Origin of the sequence: uncultured Aquimarina sp., assembly GCF_947496855.1 — a bacterium.
Classification (GTDB): Bacteria; Bacteroidota; Bacteroidia; order Flavobacteriales; family Flavobacteriaceae; genus Aquimarina.
Window position 1 is genome coordinate 260,276 of record NZ_CANMED010000007.1, and the last position, 19,512, is coordinate 279,787.

At 33.9% G+C, this 19,512-nt stretch carries 14 protein-coding genes; 1 reads left to right on the top strand and 13 read right to left on the bottom strand.

Features of this window, described 5'->3' with window-relative positions:
• Nucleotides 1-3 precede the first annotated feature (3 nt).
• The 5 genes from Q0921_RS20680 to Q0921_RS20700 all read right to left on the bottom strand — a co-directional run bounded on the left by Q0921_RS20680 (nt 4) and on the right by Q0921_RS20700 (nt 8,490).
• Nucleotides 4-1,362, bottom strand: a complete 1,359-nt coding sequence (locus Q0921_RS20680) for a TolC family protein (protein WP_299260289.1) — start codon at nt 1,360-1,362, stop codon at nt 4-6.
• Complete coding sequence (locus Q0921_RS20685; protein ID WP_299260291.1) at nt 1,352-4,558, bottom strand: efflux RND transporter permease subunit; 3,207 nt, start codon at nt 4,556-4,558, stop codon at nt 1,352-1,354. Before Q0921_RS20685 ends, Q0921_RS20680 begins: the two co-directional genes overlap by 11 nt.
• 2 nt (nt 4,559-4,560) lie before the next feature.
• On the bottom strand, nt 4,561-5,727 hold the full coding sequence (locus Q0921_RS20690; RefSeq protein ID WP_299260293.1) for an HlyD family efflux transporter periplasmic adaptor subunit: 1,167 nt from the start codon (nt 5,725-5,727) through the stop codon (nt 4,561-4,563).
• Between the two features lie 164 nt (nt 5,728-5,891).
• The gene (locus Q0921_RS20695; RefSeq protein WP_299260295.1) at nt 5,892-6,347 is read right to left on the bottom strand and encodes a MarR family winged helix-turn-helix transcriptional regulator; all 456 of its coding nucleotides are present in this window, start codon (nt 6,345-6,347) and stop codon (nt 5,892-5,894) included.
• Nucleotides 6,348-6,573: 226 nt separating this feature from the next.
• The gene (locus Q0921_RS20700; protein WP_299260297.1) at nt 6,574-8,490 is read right to left on the bottom strand and encodes an ABC-F family ATP-binding cassette domain-containing protein; all 1,917 of its coding nucleotides are present in this window, start codon (nt 8,488-8,490) and stop codon (nt 6,574-6,576) included.
• Nucleotides 8,491-8,546: 56 nt separating this feature from the next.
• Here Q0921_RS20700 and Q0921_RS20705 point away from each other — a divergent pair, with 56 nt between their 5' ends.
• Complete coding sequence (locus Q0921_RS20705) at nt 8,547-8,933, top strand: DUF983 domain-containing protein (protein WP_299260299.1); 387 nt, start codon at nt 8,547-8,549, stop codon at nt 8,931-8,933.
• Here Q0921_RS20705 and Q0921_RS20710 read toward each other — a convergent pair.
• From Q0921_RS20710 to Q0921_RS20745, 8 genes are all read right to left on the bottom strand, one after another.
• Complete coding sequence (locus Q0921_RS20710; protein WP_299260301.1) at nt 8,925-9,971, bottom strand: FAD-binding oxidoreductase; 1,047 nt, start codon at nt 9,969-9,971, stop codon at nt 8,925-8,927. The genes Q0921_RS20705 and Q0921_RS20710 overlap by 9 nt on opposite strands.
• A 69-nt stretch (nt 9,972-10,040) precedes the next feature.
• A complete protein-coding gene (gldN, locus tag Q0921_RS20715) occupies nt 10,041-10,931 on the bottom strand; it encodes a gliding motility protein GldN (RefSeq protein ID WP_299260303.1) in 891 nt (296 codons plus the stop codon).
• 15 nt (nt 10,932-10,946) lie between these two features.
• Complete coding sequence (gene gldM, locus Q0921_RS20720; protein WP_299260305.1) at nt 10,947-12,491, bottom strand: gliding motility protein GldM; 1,545 nt, start codon at nt 12,489-12,491, stop codon at nt 10,947-10,949.
• A 43-nt stretch (nt 12,492-12,534) separates the two neighbouring features.
• Nucleotides 12,535-13,161 carry a gliding motility protein GldL gene (gene gldL / locus Q0921_RS20725; RefSeq protein ID WP_299260307.1) on the bottom strand — a complete coding sequence of 209 codons (627 nt, stop codon included), beginning with the start codon at nt 13,159-13,161 and terminating at the stop codon, nt 12,535-12,537.
• 93 nt (nt 13,162-13,254) lie between these two features.
• A complete protein-coding gene (gene gldK, locus Q0921_RS20730) occupies nt 13,255-14,628 on the bottom strand; it encodes a gliding motility lipoprotein GldK (protein ID WP_299260309.1) in 1,374 nt (457 codons plus the stop codon).
• Between the two features lie 110 nt (nt 14,629-14,738).
• Nucleotides 14,739-15,902, bottom strand: a complete 1,164-nt coding sequence (locus tag Q0921_RS20735; RefSeq protein ID WP_299260311.1) for a formimidoylglutamase — start codon at nt 15,900-15,902, stop codon at nt 14,739-14,741.
• An 11-nt stretch (nt 15,903-15,913) separates the two neighbouring features.
• The gene (gene topA / locus Q0921_RS20740; RefSeq protein ID WP_299260313.1) at nt 15,914-18,415 is read right to left on the bottom strand and encodes a type I DNA topoisomerase; all 2,502 of its coding nucleotides are present in this window, start codon (nt 18,413-18,415) and stop codon (nt 15,914-15,916) included.
• Between the two features lie 200 nt (nt 18,416-18,615).
• On the bottom strand, nt 18,616-19,398 hold the full coding sequence (locus Q0921_RS20745; RefSeq protein ID WP_299260315.1) for a hypothetical protein: 783 nt from the start codon (nt 19,396-19,398) through the stop codon (nt 18,616-18,618).
• Nucleotides 19,399-19,512 lie beyond the last annotated feature (114 nt).

A 19,512-nucleotide genomic window follows, 5' to 3' on the forward strand; every position in this document is an offset into this window, starting at 1 on the left:
CTATTAAAGCTCAACATTCAACAACTGACCTGTAAGCTGTAACAATTGCAACTCAGCTAGCTTAGCATCATATTTAGCCAATGTTTTATTAGTTTGCGCTTGTATCAGATTAATTTGAGCTTGCCTAAATTCTATAGAGGTGATTTGCCCTAAATTAAATCGTTCTTTGGATCGTTCAAAATTGTTTTGATTCGTCAGAACGTTTTGTTGTTGAATCTCATAAACTTTTAAGCGATTCTGATAATTTCCCTGAGCATTTGCAATATCTCTTTTTACCTGTTGCTCTACCTGAATTTTTGCCAACTCTTGATTATCTAAAGCAATTTTAGCATTCTTAACCCTTGTGATGGTGCCACCACTATCAAAAAGATTCCAACTTAAGCTTACCCCACCAGCTAATGTATATGTATCTGCTACATTTCCTGGAAAAAAAGCAGATGGCGGATTTCTGTTTTCGTTCCAACCATAAGAACCAGTAAGACCGATAACCGGTAAATAACCTGACTTACTAACTTTTACATCATAGTCACTGATTCGAATATTACTTTCATTTTGCAACAGTGTCACATTGTTTTCAATAGATTTTTCTAAATAACTATCTATTTCTAGTTTTGAAATAAAATTAACAATAGTGTCAACTGTAAATTTTATTTCTAATTCATTATCAACAATGATATTAAGATCTCGTTTCGTATTGATCAACTGCTGCTTTGTATTTAATAAATTAATGCTATCATTTGCTACATCTACTTCTGCATTCAATACATTCAATTTTGTATTTTGCCCATACTCAAACTGATAAGTAGACCTAGTAACTCTTTCTTTAGAAATTCGGAGTGTCTCTTCGAGAATTTGTTGATTCTCTGTCAATCTAGCAACTTCATAATACACCGAAAATAATTGCAACAACGTATTCTCTATAGTCTCTCTAGCTTGTAATTCTGTTAAATTATATTGCTCTTTTAATCTTTTATAATTATAAAATCGTCCCAAGCCATCAAACAAGGTATAGTTAAAGTTAAGAGATGCATTATATCTTTGTGTTTCAGCACCATCTATTTCAATATCCTCTCTTGGCAAGCCTGTATTAGGATTAATCGCCCCAGAAAACGAGGTCTCTGAAGAAGCTTCTTGGTAGTTTGCACCCGCATTAGCCGCCAGTGTAGGCAAATACCCTGAGTTTAATACTCCTTTATTATTTTTAGCTGCCTTGATATTATTAGTGGCTATTAGAATTCCGTAATTATTTTCTAAGGTCAACCGAATAGCTTCTTGTTTTGTTAACTTTTGGGCAAAAGCGTTACCGCCAGCCATAAACAAAAACAAGACTAATCCTGCTATATATCTATGCTTATAATTCATGTTCCTCTTTTTGTTCTTTTATAGCGCGTTCTACTTCCTCTTTGGTGATTTTATTTCCTGTAGCTAACCATTTGGTCCCTACTTTTATCTTATTACTAAATGATAAAAATAGTGGTAATACTAACAAAGTGAGTACTGTTGCAAATCCGATTCCGTATGCTATGGAAATTGCCATAGGAATCAAGAATTTTGCTTGACGACTTTCTTCAAAAATTAATGGCGCCAATCCAGCTATAGTGGTTAAGGAAGTTAGAAAAATTGCTCTAAAACGAGATTTTCCTGCTTCATAAATTGCACTATCAAATGTCATTCCCGCCCTAAGGTTACTATTAAATTTACCAATAAGTACCAAGCCATCATTCACCATAATACCAATCAACGCAATAATTCCTAATAACGATAATATATTGATAGGAAAACCGTGAACCCAATGACCAAATGCAACTGCAGGAAGACTCAATGGTATAAGAAGTAAAAGCAATAATGGTTGACTATAACTTCTGAAAGTAAAAGCTATCGTAATGTAGATTAAAGCTAATGCTGTAAGACCAACCGGACCTAAAGATCCCAAAAACTTTCCAGCCTCTCGATTCTGTCCTTCATATGAAGGTGTTACTGTAGGGTATTTAGCAAGAATTTCGGGCATAATTGTCGTACGAATTTCTTCTAAAATATCTGTGGAACTTGTAGTCTCAGGATTTTTCAAATCTGCAGAAATCTGAACCTCTCTTCTTCCATCAAGGTGATTAACTGACACATCTCCTCGCTCGATTGAATAATCAACAATCTCGCTTATTGGTATCCTTTCGCCAGTCGAGGTAGAGATTCTCATATTATCGAGATCTAGAATCGAAGATCTATTCTCTCTATCATAACGAACCCAAACTCTTATTTCATCCTGACCTCTTTGGAATCTTTGTGCCTGAATCCCAAAGAACCCTCCTCTTACTTGCGACATTACATCTTGTAAATTAAGACCTAATGCGTATGCATTTTCTTTTAGCTCCAGTCGAATCTCTTTTATCCCTGCAGGATCATTATCCGCAACATCCTTCAGTCTAGAATCATTTTCTAACACTGTTTTAAATTCTTCTTTTGCGGCTTTTAATTCTTGTATATTACTTCCTAATAAGGATACAGAAACCGGACTTCCTCCGAAATTACCACCAGATCCAAAAATTAATCTTTCAGTTCCGAAAACAGGACCAACTTTTTCTCGTATTCGGTTCGCTACCAATCCGGAGTTTACCTCATTTGGTCGTTCTTGTCCAGGTAACATATTGATACGTAAAGAAGCATTAGAAGACGAGTTTACACTTCTAATTATATTTTCGAATAACTGTTTTCCTTCATAATCTTCGCCAACTAAAAATTCTTCACCTAGTTCTTTATTAACAAGCCATGCTTTTTCTTCTATCATAGAAATAATAGAATCGGTTATCTTTTCATTAGTACCATTAGGCATACCAAGGTCGACAGAAATTACATCACTGGCAATACGAGGAAAAAATGCGGTTCTTACAATTCCTCCCCCAACACTTCCCACTGTAAGGATGAGTATAACTATAAATATGGAGAAGGTAAAAAGTTTATTTTTTAGTGAAAAACTAAGTGCAGGACTATACACATTATCGCGCAGCCATCTCATAATCTTATCTCCAAAAGTATTAACATAACGAAGCTTAGAAAATAATTTCGCAAGTCCTTTCTTAGGTTTTTTGTCCTCGGATTTCAAAGCTTTAGAATGCGCTAAATGGGCAGGAAGAATAATTAATGCTTCTATTAAAGAAACTCCAAGAGTAAGAATCACTATAACGGATACTTCTCCAAAGAAATCACCAATACGACCATCTAAAAACAAGAAGATCCCAAAAGCTATTATCGTAGTCAAAATTGCAGAAACTATTGGAGGAATTACTTCCATTGTTCCATCAATGGCAGCTTGAACAGGACTTTTCCCTTTTTCGTAATGCTGATAAATATTTTCAGCAATTACAATACCATCATCTACTAGAATACCGATTACAATAATCATCCCAAAGAGCGACAGTACATTAATCGTTACATTAAAATATCCAGCTAGCACAAACATCCCTAAAAAGGCAATTGGCAATCCAAACGCTACCCAGAACGCTAAACGGGTATTTAGGAACAGTGATAAGAATAAAAGTACTAATAGCATTCCTATAATTGCATTTTCTGTAAGCAATTTGGTACGTTGTACTAAGGTAATAGAACGATCACTAATCACATTAAGTTGAACGTTATTATACTTTTGATTAAATTGCTCTATGTATTCTTTTGTTTTCTCTGCAGAAGAAATCAGATCTTCGGTATTGGTACTTGTAATCTGAACATTAACTGAAAGGTTTCCGTTAAAATAAGTTGCATTAGGCGATTCTGAGAAACGATCTCTAATTTCTGCTACGTCTTTAAGCCTAATAGTACGACCAGATGCATCTGCACGTATAACTAGGTTAGACAGTTCATTTGCATAATATGATCTATTATTTGCACGGATGAGATATTCTTCTGCATCGGTCTTAATAGTACCTCCTGTAGTCAATATATTAGCTTGATTAACTGCCTGTGCCACTTCATTAAAACTAAGCCTAAAGGCTAACAAATTATTTTCGTTTACAGCGATTTCGATTTCTTCATCAGGATATCCACTAATATTAATCTGAGAGATTCCATCTATTGCTCTCAGATCATTTTCAATCTGCCTCGCAATTTGTTTTAAAGTAACCAGAGGTATATCAGTACCGCTTATTGCGAAATCTATCGTAGGTCTAATTGCTTCTTGTTTAGAGGTTACGATAGGTTCCATTCCAGTAGGAAATGAAGGCACTCTATCCACAGCATTTTTAACTTCGAGCAGCATAAAATCGATATCTTTCCCTTTTTCAATTTCGACATTGATACTTCCACTATTTTCTCTAGAGGTCGAAGTAACACGTTCTACCCCTTCCAGGCCTTTCAGATTATCTTCTACCTTTAGTATAATACCCTCCTCGATCTCTAATGGAGAAGCACCAGGATATACAACGGTTATATTAACATTTTTAGAATCTGTAAGTGGAAAAAACGATGACTTGAGCGAAAGAGCTCCAAATATTCCAAATGCGATAAAAGCAATGACAATTACATCTACGGCAACATGGTATCTAATAAAATAAGAAATAATCTTACGCATAACTACTGTTTTGAATTAGTATTGCTCACCTTACTATCAGTAGCTGATGATGTTCTTCCTTTGCCTTGATATATTTTCACCAGCATTCCTGCATACGCTCCAGGAACTGGTTTGTTAAGAATAACGTCTCCATCTGGGATTCCTTTGAGAATAACTTTTTTGTCAGAAAAATAAACAGGCTGTACGTCAATTATATCCAAGATACTATCTCTAACTATAAAAATTCTATCTCCATCTTGAAGTAAATTACGATCAATCTCTATAGCGTTCTCGGCTTTTCTGGCATTCAAGTTAGCCTCCAGATACATTCCTTCTTTTAAAGATGCATCTTTGACTTCGATAAAAGTAGTAATTGTCTGTGTAGCTTGATCTACTCGTCCATTTATTCGAGTTACAATACCCGTATATGTTTTGGATGTATTAAGATCTGAAAGGATTACGGATTCTCCTATCTTTAATAAATCCGAATATTCTTTTCCTATCGCTACTTCAATCTCATAGGCACTGGTGTCTATAAACTCTCCTAGCTTTTGTCCTTGTCGAATCAATGTTCCTTCTGTGACTAAAGCTTCTGTAAGTACTCCAGAAAATGGTGCAGAAATTCTATATTTAGATAAACGTTGCTCCAGATTTTTGACATTATAGTACGTTGTATATATATTTCGGCCTGTAATGAAATACTTTTCTTTTTCTGAACCAGTTTCAGGAAGTTCAGGTGTTGCTTTATTAATATCAAAATTGGTTAGATAGTTTTGCCATTTATCAAAGATTTCAGGATAATCCAGGCGTAAATCAGGCATTATAGAAGTAATCAAGTTATATAAATTACTTTTAGCAGATTGTACAGAAGCATAATATTCTGAAGCATCAATTCTAATTAATGTTTGACCTTGTTGATATTGCTGACCCGTTTTAAATAGCTTAGCTCCTCCTCGAAACACTCCTTGTACTTCAGAGAATAACTCTAATCTTCTTTTTGCAGTTAAATTACCATTAGCAGTGATTTTAATTGGCACCGTACCATTTTTTATGGTATCTACGAAAACGGTTTTAATCACCTTTGCTGATCTTGGTTTAACTCTAGTTTTACTATCAATAAGCTTTTTTGCTCCAAATAAAGCTCCAGCTATAAGTAATAATCCAAGGATAGAAAGTATTACATTTCTCATACACAACATTTTGTTTAAACTTTTAATCTAAAAAGCCACACAAAACTATCAACAACGAACGTGTCTTGCAGTTAAAGAACTCATAAAAAAAATTAACCTCTATAACTAAAAAAGACATCTAAAATAATTAGATGTCTTTTTTAAAAAAATTTATGATTATTTTATCAATCTGCTATTTCAGCAATTTTAACTTTTACCTTTTTTAGTGTACTGATCAAGTTTTCAATCTCTTCATTACTCAAACTTTCTTGTACTGCCGGAATTAGGTCATACATAATCGGAGTTACCTTCTCAATCACTTCTTTTCCATAATCTGTAAGGAAAATTCTATTTACTCTTCTATCATTCTCATCGCTCTTTCTTACCACAAGATTTTTACTCTCCATTGTATTTACCAATCTGGTCATAGAAGTCTTATCTCTATGGGTAATAAAAGCCAAATCATTTTGTGGTTGCCCATCTTTCACCTTCAAACGCTTAAGAACACTCCATTGCTCTTTAGATAAATCTAACCCATTTTCACCAAAGGCTTTCTGAACTAAAAACCCAAAATCATAATGAATCTTTCCAATCCAAGATAGTGCGTGAGCGTTTAAATCGATGGCTTTTGTATCATTCATACATTGTATAATTTAATTTACAGGTACAAAAATATCTATAAATATTCAGTTGTACCTGAAACTAACGATAAAAATTATCCTTAAGTATACGATTTCTTTGATCTTAACATTAAGGTAACACACTCTAATTCAAGGATCTTTAAAAATAGACACGTTACAATACAAGAGTCCTAATTTACATCACCATTTTTTGAATAATTTTCTAATATTATATCTAAAACAAGAATTAAGATAATGTGTCTATTTCTTCTTGTAATGTTTCCCAATTTTCCATCAAAGAAGCTAATTTGTCCTTTTTTACTTGATACTTATCGAAAAAATCTGGCTCTGCAATTGTTTGATCATAATTGATAGCTAATTTTACATCTATTTCTTTGACCTCTCTTTCTAGCTTATTTATCTTGGATTCTATATTGCTTAACTTATTATTAAGTGATTTTAGCTTTTTTTGATTCTCATATGATTGTTTTGCAGTTTCTTTTGTATTCGAAGTAGATTTGACCTGCTCATCTCTCTTCTCTATATCACGAAGATTATCTACTCGTCTCTGTTCTAAATAATAATCTATATCCCCAAGATACTCTTTAATCTGTCTATTCTTAAATTCATATACAGTATTAGTTAACCCTTGTAAAAAATCTCTATCGTGGGAGACTAAAATCAATGTGCCTTCAAAACTTTTTAATGCTTCTTTTAGAATATTCTTTGACTTAATATCTAAATGGTTTGTCGGTTCATCCATTACTAATACATTAAAAGGCTCTAAAAGCATTTTACACAAAGCCAATCGATTACGCTCACCCCCAGAAAGAACTTTTACCTTTTTATCTACTTCATCACCTCTAAACAAGAATGCACCTAACATATCTCGAACTTTACTTCTAGTCTTTTCATTTGCAGCATTGATCATCGTATCGTGAATCGTAATTTCACCATCCAAATATTCTGATTGATTCTGTGCAAAATATCCTATCTGTACATTATGTCCTAGTTTTAAATTTCCACTGTATGAGATTTCATCAATAATAATTTTAGCCAGCGTAGATTTTCCTTGCCCATTCTGTCCTACAAACGCCGTTTTTGAACCGCGCTCTACTAATAAATTAATATCCTTCAGAATCTCTTTTTCCCCATAATTCTTACCTAGTTCTTCGGCTTCGATAACAACTTTTCCTGGTTGTACACTTATCGGAAAACTAATATTCATTACTGCATTATCATCCTCATCAACTTCAATACGTTCTACTTTATCTAATTTTTTTATAAGCGATTGTGCCATCGAGGCTTTAGATGCTTTGGCTCTAAATTTTTCGATCAGCTTTTCGGTTTGTTCGATTTGCTTAGATTGATTCTTTTGTGTAGCCAGCTGTTGCTCACGTAATTCCTTACGTAACACCAAGTATTTAGAATAAGGCTTATTATAATCATAAATCCTTCCTAATGATATTTCAATAGTTCTATTGGTTACATTGTCCAAAAACATTTTATCATGAGAAACGATCACTACAACTCCAGGATAGGTTTTTAAAAAATTCTCTAACCATATGATAGATTCTATATCCAAATGGTTTGTCGGCTCATCCAATAAAAGAATATCATTATTCTGTAATAATAATTTTGCCAACTCAATTCTCATACGCCAACCTCCAGAAAAAGTATCAGTAAGCTTATCGAAATCTTCTCTTACAAATCCTAAACCTTGTAATACACGTTCTGTTTCTCCTTGATAATTATACCCTCCAAGAATTTCATATTGATGTGTATGGTCACTTAAATCAGTTATCAGCTGATTATAACTCTCACTTTCATAATCTGTGCGTTCAGCAAGTTGTACATTAATCTGATCAATTTCTCTCTCTATCTTTTTTATTTCAGTAAAGGCTTCATAAGATTCTTCTAGCACAGTTCTTCCTAAAACAAAATCTATATCTTGTTTTAGAAAACCAATCCTTAGTTCTTTATCCATAGCAATCTGACCCGAATCCGGTTCTTGCTCTTTAGATAAAATTTTAAGCATAGTAGATTTTCCTGCACCATTCTTCCCAACTAATCCTACTCGGTCTCCTGCATTTAATCTAAAGGCTATTTCTTCGAAAAGATATTCTCCTCCAAAGGAAATTGAAAGGTTATGTATGTTTAACATCAGCTTTTGAATATTTTCTGCAAAGATGACTAATTTTGCGGTAGAATAAAAGTACTATGAGCTTCTTAAAAGGAACTAAAATTTATAGCGTCTTTACAGGCACGTGTCCTGTTTGTCAAAATGAAAGTATGTATAAGGAAACGAATCCATATAAATTAGGGAAAATTTTTCAGATGCATGAACGCTGCAGTCATTGTAATACCAAATATAAAATAGAACCTTCCTTTTTTTATGGAGCGATGTATGTAAGCTATGGCGTAGGGATCGGTTTTGCGGTTACAGCCTTTTTAATCGGAAACTTTTTTCTGAAATTAAACCTATTAAATACGTTTTTTGTAATAGTTGGAACTCTATTGGCCTTTTTTCCAATAATTCTTCGATTATCTAGAAACATTTGGATAAATATCTTTATGCACTACGGAAAAAAGAAAAACCTATCGTAAATGTTCAAAACGTTTAATGTCTATTTCCTTTTCTAAAGATCCATTATTCTCAATAAAATCATAGAGTTTATTTGCTACATAAGGGCCAATTAATATACCTCTGCTTCCTAATCCATTAATAATATGCATATTATTATATTCAGGATGTGTTCCAATTAATGGCCTTCTGTCTCTGATAGTGGGTCTAATTCCAGCAACTTGATCAATTACTTCATAAGCTACCTTCAGGAAACGTCTTAACTTCATTTCCAACTGTTCCCTTGATGCTGAAGTAATATCTGGTGTTTTATCCTCATTATTATAAGTCGCACCTACCTTATATAAATCGTCGCCAAGTGGAATTATAAATATAGATGATTTCACTGCCTCTTTCAATCGCAAGCCTTTTGATTTAATAATAATATACTCCCCCTTATTCCCTTGCAATGGTAAATAATTAAAAAAAGGATTACTTCTGACACCAAAACCTTCAGTAAAAACAATATTCTTAGCCCTTAAGCCCTTATACTCTATACAATCCGTTTCAACTACCAATTCATTGTGTTCGAAAGATTCCTTTTTTAGCAATTCCTTTTTTTCCAAATCTAAAACATATAGTGACAGCATCTTTTCAATATCCACCTTACCAGTGCCTTTAACGCCTCCATAAAGAAAAGGAATATCCAATGCTTCATTTTCATTTCGGATTAACTCTGATGAAAGAAAAATCTGTAAAATTGGTTTATCACAAGCTTCGAACCACAAATTTTGCTCCTCAACATTATTAAATCTTCTCAAAACAGGAAGTTCAGAAACCAAGGATTCTCCAAGTTTATCTTGTATATTTTTATAAAAAGGTAGCGCTAACTCCAATTGCTCTGAAGCAAGCCACGCCGCTGTAAACCTCTTAAGTATTACCGGATTATACAATCCTCCTGCAACTCTAGAAGATTTCTGAGAATAATTCTCATAAACCACAAATGATTTATTATTCTTCTTTAGTTTCTCTACAAAAGCTAATCCAGCTAATCCAAATCCAACAACTATATAATCAATCATAAATTAAAAATAGCAAAACGCCCAACTTACTAGTTGGGCGTTTATAAATTATTTTAGAAACACAAGAGTTTAGTAACTCCACATATCCATTTCAAAATTTCTGATACTCTCTTTAATTCTTTCACTTTCTAGCAATTGCATCAAAGCGTTATCAATTATATAGTCATTAACTTCCCGGTCACCCTGGATGTTATCTTCTTTATATATGACAGAATTAAATCGTCTAGCATTAAGTACATGATCATACGTAAAAGGCATTGAGGTATTCTTCCTATTAAATGCTTTTGCGTTATGAAGTATCTCTCTTACATCAGGATACCAAACCCAAAATAACGGAACCATATCTGGTTCATCATCATTTATAAAGTTTACATCTGGTGCTACTGGAGCTATACCCAACAATCTGTATCTTAATTCTCCTTGACGCTTATCAAAATACCAATATCCTCTAATCTTGTATTCAGATATATCAGCTGCACTGATTGTAGTAATCTCAACATATTGAGGATCTACAGCCTCACCAGCATTAAATTGCTCATATCCTAAATCCAAGGTGTCTATCTTAGACAAAGTACCATCAAGATCACCTAATGTACGCGTTTCTGTAAAATATGAATCTGCATAAATCTTTTGGATTTTACCGTTTTTAACATTAGACAACAATACATCATACAATGCACGTCTATCTGCTCCTATATTAACAGTATCAATTGGATAATACAGTGGAAAATTAATACGCTCATCAAGATCTATAGTCTCCCAAGTAGTTTTTGCCCAAAGTACATCACGCTTGTCAACATAACCATATTCTAGCGGAAGGTCATTATCGGCTTGGATCTGCTCGATCGTTTTCTTTCCGATATCTTCTGGACTACCAGCATTCAAAATGTTAGCCTGACCAAACGAAAACAAGGTCACGAATAGGCTAAAAACGGTTAATAACAAATTTCTCAAATTCATAATCATTAGTTTATTTTAGTTCGTTAACTCAACGATAACCGGAGATATTTTCTTTAATTTATATCCAGCATTGGTTGTTAACTGTGCTTTAATGTCTATAACCTGAACAGAAGATCCACGTTTTGCTTTTCTAAGAGCAGATTTTGCTCTTGAATCTAATCTTCCTCCTCTAACGTTAATGGTTGGTTGTCCTTCCACCTTAAACTTAAAGCCAGTTACTTTTAATTTAATATCAAAATCAAAGTCTGGAAGTATTGCCCCGATAGAAGCTTTATCTAAACCACTCTTAGACATTTTAATACTACCATCTTCACCTCTTACAGTACCAACTGGTCTAGGAATATCTTTAATTCTGAATTTTTTAGTATCACTTACTGAAGAACCATTTGGTAATTTACCGCTAACTTTAATATTTACCTCTCTAGCTTTTACCGTTGTAACGTTCATCATATATTTACCAGCACCACCGGTTTTCTTAAGACCTGGAGCACTTGCATTTACAGAAGGAACACCTGGTATAGAAATCGTCATTGGGTTCTGCACTCCACGATACACTACATTCATTTTATCTGCAGATATTACAGCTGAATTTGGTTTTGGAATCACCGCATAAGAACTTTCAATAGGGATAGTTATGATAGAATCCCCTTCTTTAAACTGGAACTCACCTTTAATTTCGCGCTCTCCAACATTACCTGCAGGGAAATCTAAAATAGTCTGCCCTTCTTGCATAGATTCCGGATCTAATTCTTTACCGTTCACTATTACTTTAAAAGCTTTAAGTGTTTTATCTTTTTTACCTAAGATAATTTTTCCTTTAAACTTTTCTCCACTAAAGAAAGCTGTTTTATCCGGAACTACAATCGCATCAAAATTTGTTAAAGAAACTTCAGACTCTAATTGTCCTGAAAGCATTTTTGATAAAACTTTGCTTTCTGTCGTTTTAACATCATTCTGAATTTGAGTAAACTTTGTAATCGATGCAACTAAAGGATAACCTTCAAAATTATACTTTAACCAATCTATTTTTTTTCCAGTTCTATCTTCTACTTTTTCAGTAGAAAACTCTTTTTGCACATCTGCAGCAATGGTTGGATACTTTTCCGAAATAACACCAGAAACTCCGGTTTTATAATCCTCCATCTTCTTCAAAAATTCTTGTCCAGCTGCTGTTATTACTCCGCTCTTAAAAAATAATTGATCCAAAGTACCAGATTGATCCATAACTACATAATCTTTAGGATCCGAAAGATCCTTAGTTAATGTAGCTTTAACATTATCTATATATGTTACTAAATCAGCCGATAACTTACTTACCTCGCTTGCCTTTTCCTTTAAAGGGGCATACTTAGCTGGTTGCTCTTCAACCTTTGCCTCAAGACCTGCTATGAAAGCATTATTACGTTCTGTTGTTGTTGCATTAGACACTGTAAGCTTTTCGTTCATTAAACCGAACGCAGCTAGCACCTCTTTTGACATATTTAATGCCAACATTGCTATAAATACCAAGTACATAAGATTGATCATCTTCTGCCTTGGTGATAATTTTCCTCCTGCCATGTTTCTATATTTTGGTAGTTATTTTTTAGTTAAAAGTTAAATACTAATTTCTGTTCATAGCACTTAACATACCACCATATACTCCATTAAGAGAAGATAAGTTACTGGCAAGACTTTCCATTTGGTCTTTAAGTTTCTGAGCGTTATCTGCAATAGCTTGGTTAGCCTCTGCCTGAGATGCAGAAGATTCTAACTGAACCTTATAAAGACTGTTTAATGACTCTAATGAAGTAGCAGCTTTTGCCATTTCTTCACTATATTTTTTCTGACCTTGGATTGAATCAATAGTAGGAGAAATTCCTTTTGCAGCTCCTTCGAAATTACGAATGCTTTCTCCAAGACTACTCATAAGACTAGAATCCACTCTTGCTTCTTTAAGCATATCATCTAATTTCTTAGACAATAATCCGTCTGGAGTTTCTTTTTCTTTTTTGTCTTTTTTATTACCTCCAGCTAATTCTGGATATACAAGAGACCAATCAATTTCGTCATCAACAGGTTCGAATGCAGAAACAGTAAATACTAATGCTTCAGTTACTAAACCTGCGATTAACATAAGATCACCGAAGGGCCAGTGCATGATTTTAAATAATGCTCCAAGGATTACTACAGCCGCTCCGAGGCCGTATACCATATTCATTAATTTCTTGCTTGCTTTTGAATTTGCCATAATAAATGTGTTTAGTTTTTTTTAAATTTTTTTAAATATTAAATTAAAAAAAGGTTAGTAATTAAGGTTGATAGATAAATTTTGGGACTTATTCTAATTCTGATTTTGTGTATTATCTTCTCCAGTAACGTCAGTACCCATATAATCCTGTACCGTTCTGAATCCAATATAACTTCTAGCCGAATCTGCGTACTCGTAATCTCTGGTACTTACCTGTAGGAAATAAGCAACATCTTTCCAAGATCCTCCACGCACAACTTTTCGTTTGTTCTGATCATCATTAACATTCGGGTTCATTGATGATACATATTCATAGGCTGCAGGGTCATAAGAAGACTGCACCCACTCTGAAACATTACCCGCCATGTTATATAAATTATAATCATTCGGATCAAATGTCTTTGCTTCCACTGTATATAAGAAGTTATCAGCTGCGTAATTACCGCGTAAAGGTTTAAAATTAGCCAAGAAACAACCTCTGTCGTTCAAAGCATAAGGTCCACCCCAAGGATATGTTCCTGATTCCAATCCCCCTCTTGCTGCGTATTCCCACTCAGCTTCTGTAGGTAATCTAAAATAGTTTACAAACTCCTTATTACGTTTTTTCTGATAAGAATTCTTCTCGATAGTTCTCCAAGTACAAAAAGCCTTAGCTTGTTCCCAAGAAACTCCAACTACTGGATAATCATCATATGAACTATGCCAGAAATAATCATTATGCATTGGTTCATTATATGAATAATTAAAATCTTTAATCCAAACAGTCGTATCAGGATACACTTCAATCACTGTTTCTCTAACGAAATCTTTTCTTCCTCCTTTTTTGGCACGAGCTGCAGCTTGAATATCCATCCAAGTAAACCTGAATTTAAAGTTTTGCACATCAAACGTTCGTCTACCATTATAAGATTCTTCTAAAGGAACATATAATGAATCCATTACTTCTGTGTAGAACTCATCTGGATAATCCTCTGTATCCCATTCGATATCTATGTCTTTGTTAAGTTTTCGACCTTCATAGCCCGTTTCTCCGGTTCCACTATAATTGTCATAGACATATTTCTCATACACAGACATATCTTCGGTGTTCGCATCAAGAAATGCGTATTCTCCAATACCATCATCTCCGGGAGCTTTTCCCATATCATCGGCCATTATAGCCAACTTCATACGTATTGTGGAATCGCGAACCCAACGAACAAACTGTCTGTATTCACTGTTAGTAACTTCAGTCTCGTCCATATAGAAAGATCGAACGGTAACTGTCTTTGTAGGCGCATTAGCTAATGCTGCCTTGTCATCATCAGATTTACCCATAATAAATGATCCTCCGGGGATGAGGGCCATTCCGTAGGGTTTCTCCGGATGCCATTTTTTACCCTTTACTCCAACTAGTTCTCCGCGGTTTCCTCCACCACAACTATAGAGCATTGCTACAATAGCAAAGAGTGATACAAATTTCTTCATAACGTGTTTTAGGTTAAGATCTTTGAGATTTAAGGTGGTAAACCTATTTATTTATTTCCAGAAAAACAATTTTTTTCCAAAAAAAACCTTAAATCTCCCTAATAAAAATGTTAAACTTCGTTTTTTCGTTTTGCCTTATACCATCTTTCAGGTATTTCTTGATTACAAGCACGCTCATAATCGTTGTATGTGCAAGGTAATAACGTGTGTCTTTTCAATTTATTATTTCCAGATGAAATAAAAGGTATTTCTATCCACCATCTTTCTGTTTTATCACTTTTATAAAATGAAAGAACTTCATCTTCTATAGGCACATTATAATGAAGTGTGCCCATTTGGTTTTTAATATTTAATTCATTTGACCTATAATTAACTCCTTCAATAAAATACCAAAATATTTGTGCAATTAATAGCGCGGTCGTTTCTTCGTCTTTAAAGTTTTTGAATTCATAAATCCCAAAACTTTTTACTTTATCACTAATACCAGCATATCTTGCAATAGCACATATCTCTCTCCCATCAAAACCATTCGGTGTGGCATACTTATGACTAAGACAAGTAGAACTCATAGCTCCAAGGTCAATCGCTACAATATCCGCGTCACGCATGATGGGCTCTACAATTGTAAGATCTGACGTTACTTCTCCCAATCGATAGGCATCAAAATATAATTTCTCTATTAAATCGATTTCTTCTTGAGAATTAAAATATGTTTGATACCCTATGTTACTATAATTAAAAAGATTATAAGGCTGTTCTACTATAATTTTACCTACAAAAGATGTATTAGTTATTGGCTGAGAAGTATTTCCTAAATCAAACTTACTATCTACATTGACAAGATTTACCATTCTCTCTAAAATATCAAAAGCACGATATTGACCGTATACCAAGTCTTGACTACCTCCAATAATTAGAGGAGTTACATTTTTTTGAAGCAGTGTAGCAAGAATATCCTTCATTAAAAAATAAGTATCGCTCACTTCTTCTCCTGGAATAATATCCCCAAGATCTACAATTGAAGTCCCCCAATTACCAGGAAATAGATCATATAAAGATTTTCGGATGGTATCAAAATGTAGTCCTTCTTCCGGGAAATTAACATCATTTCTATTCTCCCTAACACCGATAATTGCAATATCTACTTTGTCAAGGCCAGGAACTCCATAGTCAGAAGTATGAACTTTTATCTGCTTACCTAATGATTGATCCGGAAGCAATGCAACATGCGCTGCTACTATTTCGCTAACCGGTGAAAGAAACTCTAAAGACATATATTATATACTTATTTCTTTTTAGTAGTCTTTTTTGTTGTTTTTTTCTTTGTAGCGGCCTTCTTTTTAGGAGCGTTCTTTTCAATAAGATCTTGCACCTTTTCTAAAGTAAGTTTAGTAGCATCTACGGTTTTGGGTAATTCTATTTTGATTTTACCTTTTAAGATATTACTACGCCCCCATCTTGCTTTCTCAACTCGGATACCTTCTTCTTCCCAATTATGAATCACCTTATCAATCTCTTTCTGCTTCTTTTCTTCAATAAGCTGAACGATATCTTCGTCAGAAAGATTATCAAAGTCATATTTTTTATTCACATTGATAAACATCCCATTCCACTTAATAAATGGACCAAATCGACCAGTTCCTTTTTGTACTGGTAAATCCTCATATGTATATATAGGAGCATCTGCTTTTTCTTTAGCATCAATAAGCTCCATTGCCCTTTCTAGTGATGTACTTAATGGATCTTCTCCTTTATCCAAAGAAACAAATTTAGCTCCAAACTTTACGTATGGACCAAACCGACCATTATTTACAGTAACTGTTTCTCCTTTATAATCACCGAGCTCTTTTGGCAATTGAAATAAATCCATTGCCTGTTCAAAAGTTATACTTCCTAATGTTTGTCCCGGTGCTAAACTAGCAAACCTTGGCTTATCCTCATCTTCTACAGTACCAATCTGCACCATCGGTCCGAATTTCCCTAAACGAACACTTACAGGTTTTCCAGAATCCGGGTCTTCTCCTAAAATCCTTTCTCCTACCTCACGTTCTGCATTCTGAGCAACATCTTCTACTCTAGGGTGGAATTCATCATAAAACTCCTTCATCACATTAGTCCAATCTTCCTGACCTTCAGCAATTTCATCAAAGTCTCGCTCTACTTTAGCTGTAAAATTATAATCTAAGATAGAAGAGAAATGATTTACTAAAAAATCGTTAACCACCATTCCAACATCTGTTGGAATTAATTTTCCTTTATCACTTCCAACTTTTTCTTTTAGGTTTTTCTCTTTAATTGCATCACCAGAAAGGGTAATCTGAACATATCCTCTTTCTTCTCCTTCTTTAGAACCTTTTTCTACGTAGTTTCTATTTTGAATGGTAGAAATTGTCGGCGCATATGTAGACGGACGACCAATACCTAATTCTTCCAACTTTTTTACCAAAGCTGCTTCAGAATATCGACTTGGAGGTCTCGTAAATCTCTCGGTAGCGGTAACATAATTATTAAACAAATTCTCACCAACTTTCATAGCTGGTAAAATACCACTTTGCTCTTCATCTTCATCATCATTACCTTCAAGATACACTTTAAGGAAACCTTCAAATTTTATCACCTCTCCATTTGCAACAAATTGCTCATTATGAGAAACAGATCCAATCTTAACATTAGTTCTTTCTAATTTAGCATCACTCATTTGTGAAGCAATCGCTCTTTTCCAGATCAATTCATAGAGACGTTGTTGATCATAATCAACCGGCACCGTATGTCTTGAAAAATCTGTTGGCCTTATTGCTTCGTGAGCTTCTTGAGCCCCTTTAGCTTTTCCTTTATATTGTTTGGGATTACTGTATTCTTCTCCATACGCAGAAATTATTTCTGATTTTGCACCGTTTTGAGCTTCTGTAGATAGATTTACACTATCGGTTCTCATATAGGTAATCAATCCCGCCTCATATAACCGTTGCGCCATCGTCATTGTCTTACTAACAGAAAAATACAATTTTCTAGATGCCTCTTGCTGTAAGGTAGATGTTGTAAATGGAGGTGCGGGTGATTTTTTTGCTGGTTTTGTAGTAAGATCTGCAACATTAAAACCTGCCCCCAAGTTCTTTTTTAAAAATGCTTGCGCTTCTTCTTTTGTTGAAAAATTCTTAGGAAGTTTCGCTTTAAAAGACTTTCCTTTTTCATTAGCAAATTCTGCATCAATTCGATAAGAAGCGACCGGTGTAAAACCAAGTATATCACGTTCTCTTTCTACAATCAATCGTACAGATACAGACTGTACTCTTCCTGCTGACAACCCCCCTTTTACCTTTCTCCATAAAACAGGAGACAATTCATATCCTACTAATCTATCAAGTACACGTCTCGCTTGTTGCGCATTTACCAAGTTATAATCTATACTTCTTGGATTTTCAATTGCCTTAAGTATTGCTTTTTTAGTAATCTCATGAAAAACAATTCGGCGTGTTTTGTCTTTATCCAGTTTTAATTCTTCTGCCAAATGCCAAGCAATAGCCTCTCCCTCTCGATCTTCATCACTTGCTAACCATACCATATCAGCTTTCTTAGAAAGATCTTTTAGTTTTTTCACTACATCTTTCTTGTCTTTCGAGACAATATATTTCGGTTTAAACCCTTCTTCAACATCTACACCAAGTTCCTTTGCTGGCAAATCTGCAATATGTCCGAAACTAGAAGCTACTTTGTAGTCTTTTCCTAGAAACTTTTCTATTGTTTTTGCCTTAGCTGGTGACTCCACAATCACTAAATTCTTAGCCATAATCCTTTTTTTTCATCTGTTGATAATTAATGTTTATTAGTTGACAGATGGAATCGCCAATAAACATTTTCAGTTGGGAATAACTCAGCGTTGATGACTTATTTCTGGAAGCAAAAGTATATCAATTTTTTGAGATCAAAATTTTTTCTCAAAAATTATACTAAAAAAACCTGCAAAATTAGCAGGTTTCATTTTACTTTTTATTCAACAAGTGCGTTCCAGTCCTCGGATTCTCTTTCGTTTTCGAAACCTATTCCATCTTTATACATATAATATATAGGTAAATACACAAAATAAGCTGTAAAAAAGATCCCTACAAAACATAATATCATTCCAACAAATTGAGCTAATATGGATGAAATCAAAATTAATCCAAAAGCTACCAACCAAATTTTATTTCCAAATTTAAAACTTGCTTTAATCAAATCTGAAACGCTTACATCAGGATTAAACGCAAAAATAACTCCTAATAACTGCAAAGGAACCATTACATAAAAAATAGGAAGATAACACAATAAAGCAGCCAATAGTGCAATTCCAAAAGTTGCTATTGCTAGCGTAAAAATTTTACCTAAATACTTTCCTTTAAAAAACATAAAATAACTATTAGTTTCTGGAAGTTGCATATCAACCTGCTTACAAACTTTATAAAAATGAGCGTTAACACCTAATTGAAATGCTGAAGCTATCAACGAAACTATTATTACCAATACCACAAACAAAAGCCCCATACCAATAGATAACTCTTCTTGAACATACCCATACTCTCCATAGTTATTTTCAAAACCACCTATGCTTGCTAACGCAATAATAGGAATATACATTACAATGATTAAAGGAATGATAACAACCATAGAAATAAGCAGATGAATAAATCCTTGCAACCATATTTTCTTAAAAAGCTCTATACTTTTATTAAAAATATTCCCAAAATCTATTGGATTACTGTTTTCTATTTTTTCAAAGAGTTGATTAGCATTCATACGCAGAATTGATTTAGTCGATTAGTTTCTCAAATATAAATATTTAAACAAATATAACCCCTGCCACTTTGTCATATCTCATTTTAAAGAGTATCTTTGCACACTATTTGAGAT

Excerpts from the sequence above, each read along its gene's own strand:
- topA (WP_299260313.1), bottom strand. The coding sequence starts at position 18,415 with ATGGCTAAGAATTTAGTGATTGTGGAGTCACCAGCTAAGGCAAAAACA.
- Q0921_RS20735 (WP_299260311.1), bottom strand. The coding sequence starts at position 15,902 with ATGTCTTTAGAGTTTCTTTCACCGGTTAGCGAAATAGTAGCAGCGCAT.
- gldL (WP_299260307.1), bottom strand. The coding sequence starts at position 13,161 with ATGGCAAATTCAAAAGCAAGCAAGAAATTAATGAATATGGTATACGGC.
- gldN (WP_299260303.1), bottom strand. The coding sequence starts at position 10,931 with ATGAATTTGAGAAATTTGTTATTAACCGTTTTTAGCCTATTCGTGACC.
- Q0921_RS20745 (WP_299260315.1), bottom strand. The coding sequence starts at position 19,398 with ATGAATGCTAATCAACTCTTTGAAAAAATAGAAAACAGTAATCCAATA.
- gldM (WP_299260305.1), bottom strand. The coding sequence starts at position 12,491 with ATGGCAGGAGGAAAATTATCACCAAGGCAGAAGATGATCAATCTTATG.
- Q0921_RS20680 (WP_299260289.1), bottom strand. The coding sequence starts at position 1,362 with ATGAATTATAAGCATAGATATATAGCAGGATTAGTCTTGTTTTTGTTT.
- Q0921_RS20700 (WP_299260297.1), bottom strand. The coding sequence starts at position 8,490 with ATGTTAAACATACATAACCTTTCAATTTCCTTTGGAGGAGAATATCTT.
- Q0921_RS20705 (WP_299260299.1), top strand. The coding sequence starts at position 8,547 with ATGAGCTTCTTAAAAGGAACTAAAATTTATAGCGTCTTTACAGGCACG.
- Q0921_RS20695 (WP_299260295.1), bottom strand. The coding sequence starts at position 6,347 with ATGAATGATACAAAAGCCATCGATTTAAACGCTCACGCACTATCTTGG.
- gldK (WP_299260309.1), bottom strand. The coding sequence starts at position 14,628 with ATGAAGAAATTTGTATCACTCTTTGCTATTGTAGCAATGCTCTATAGT.
- Q0921_RS20690 (WP_299260293.1), bottom strand. The coding sequence starts at position 5,727 with ATGAGAAATGTAATACTTTCTATCCTTGGATTATTACTTATAGCTGGA.
- Q0921_RS20710 (WP_299260301.1), bottom strand. The coding sequence starts at position 9,971 with ATGATTGATTATATAGTTGTTGGATTTGGATTAGCTGGATTAGCTTTT.
- Q0921_RS20685 (WP_299260291.1), bottom strand. The coding sequence starts at position 4,558 with ATGCGTAAGATTATTTCTTATTTTATTAGATACCATGTTGCCGTAGAT.